Origin of the sequence: Ferdinandcohnia jepli, from assembly GCF_047246645.1 — a bacterium.
GTDB lineage: Bacteria > Bacillota > Bacilli > Bacillales > Bacillaceae_L > Ferdinandcohnia.
Map to the genome: position 1 here is coordinate 1 of NZ_JBFOKR010000052.1, position 1,462 is coordinate 1,462.

Sequence of the window (1,462 nt, forward strand, 5' to 3'; positions counted from 1 at the left end):
AAAAGTTAGAGTTTTATATTAAGCAGCTAATTGGCTAGTATGGACCCGGTATTGAACTGGGCTCATGCCTGCCAATTTTTGCTTTATACGTTTGTTATTATAATAACTGATATATTCTTCAATTCTCTTTTTTAATTCCTCATATGAGCATAGTGCTTCCCCATAGTACATTTCTTGTTTTAGTAATCCGAAAAAGTTCTCCATTGGCGAATTATCTAAACAGTTTCCTTTACGAGACATACTCTGGAACACCTTGTGTTCCTTAAGGGTTTTCACCCATTTATTATGTTGATAATGCCACCCTTGATCAGAATGCACAGTCGTTCTAAACTTTGAATCTTTTACAATTCCAAGTGCTTCCTCGAGGGGAGTGAGGGCTAATTCTAAGGTTGGACGCATACCTATTCCAAAAGAAAGAATTTCACCATTGAACATATCCATAATTGGATTAAAATACAGTTTTAAACCGTCTGAACACTTGAATTCTGTAATATCTGTAGTTAGTTTTTGGTGCCACACATTTGTTTGAAAACGACGATTGATACGGTTCTTGGATACAGTTCCAGTTGAACCCTTGTAAGAACTGTACTTGCGTGATTTTAATCTGAATTTATCTCCCTTGAGCCCAAGCTTATTCATGATGCGTTGCACTTTCTTATGATTCACTTCATACCCACGGTTTTCTAATTCTAATTGAATACGCCGATAACCATAATTCCCGTTATGTTCCTCGAAAATAGACTGAATTAGTTCCTCTAGCTCCTGGTCAAGATTCTCCTTATTCATCACTTTTATATGATAATGGTAGGAGGATTCTGGAATGCCGATAATTTGTAAAACATCTTTTAATTTGAAGGTTTCTTTGAGTTCGAATGATAGCGCTGCTTGTGCTTTTCTAGATAGCTTTCCGGATCCATCTGAAAAGCTCGTAACTTTTTTAAGTACTCTACCTCTAATCTTAGAAGCTCATTTTCTCGTTCCAATTTTTGTTCGTAAGTCATTTCGTTTTCTTGGGTATGTTTACTGTTTCTGTTCTTAGCTTTATCAGACATGGATGGACGTCCTTTCGGTCTATCCAGGGCTTCAACACCACCTTCAAGAAAACCCTTCTTCCATGAGGCTATCGTGGGAGCGTTTGTTAGCCCAAATTTAAGGGCTGTTTCCGTTTCTGAAGCACCTGTTCTTTTCATAAAGCTTAATACATCCAGCTTGAATTGAACAGGATATATTTCTTTATGTCTCTTTCTCTTTAAACCTTCCACACCGAATTTCTCGTATACTTTTACCCATCTCAAAATGGGTGTACTGTCCTTCATACCATATTTTTTAGCTAAAAGGATATATCCCAATTTCCCCTCTAGATACTCCTTGACTAACATTAACTTAAATTGCTCACTATATTTAGCCATAAAAAACACACCCCAAAAGTAAGATTTCTCTCTAACTTTTGGGGTGCAGTACA

Annotated in this window: 2 protein-coding genes; both read right to left on the reverse strand. The window is 36.7% G+C overall.

What is annotated here, in order from left to right; translation table 11 throughout:
* Window positions 1–18: 18 nt before the first annotated feature.
* Window positions 19–957, reverse strand: a complete 939-nt coding sequence (locus AB3M96_RS23615; RefSeq protein WP_412970060.1) for an IS3 family transposase — start codon at window positions 955–957, stop codon at window positions 19–21.
* Window positions 846–1,462, reverse strand: a 617-nt coding sequence (locus AB3M96_RS23620; RefSeq protein ID WP_412970059.1) for a helix-turn-helix domain-containing protein, incomplete at its 5' end; no start/stop codon positions are given. The genes AB3M96_RS23620 and AB3M96_RS23615, both read right to left, overlap by 112 nt.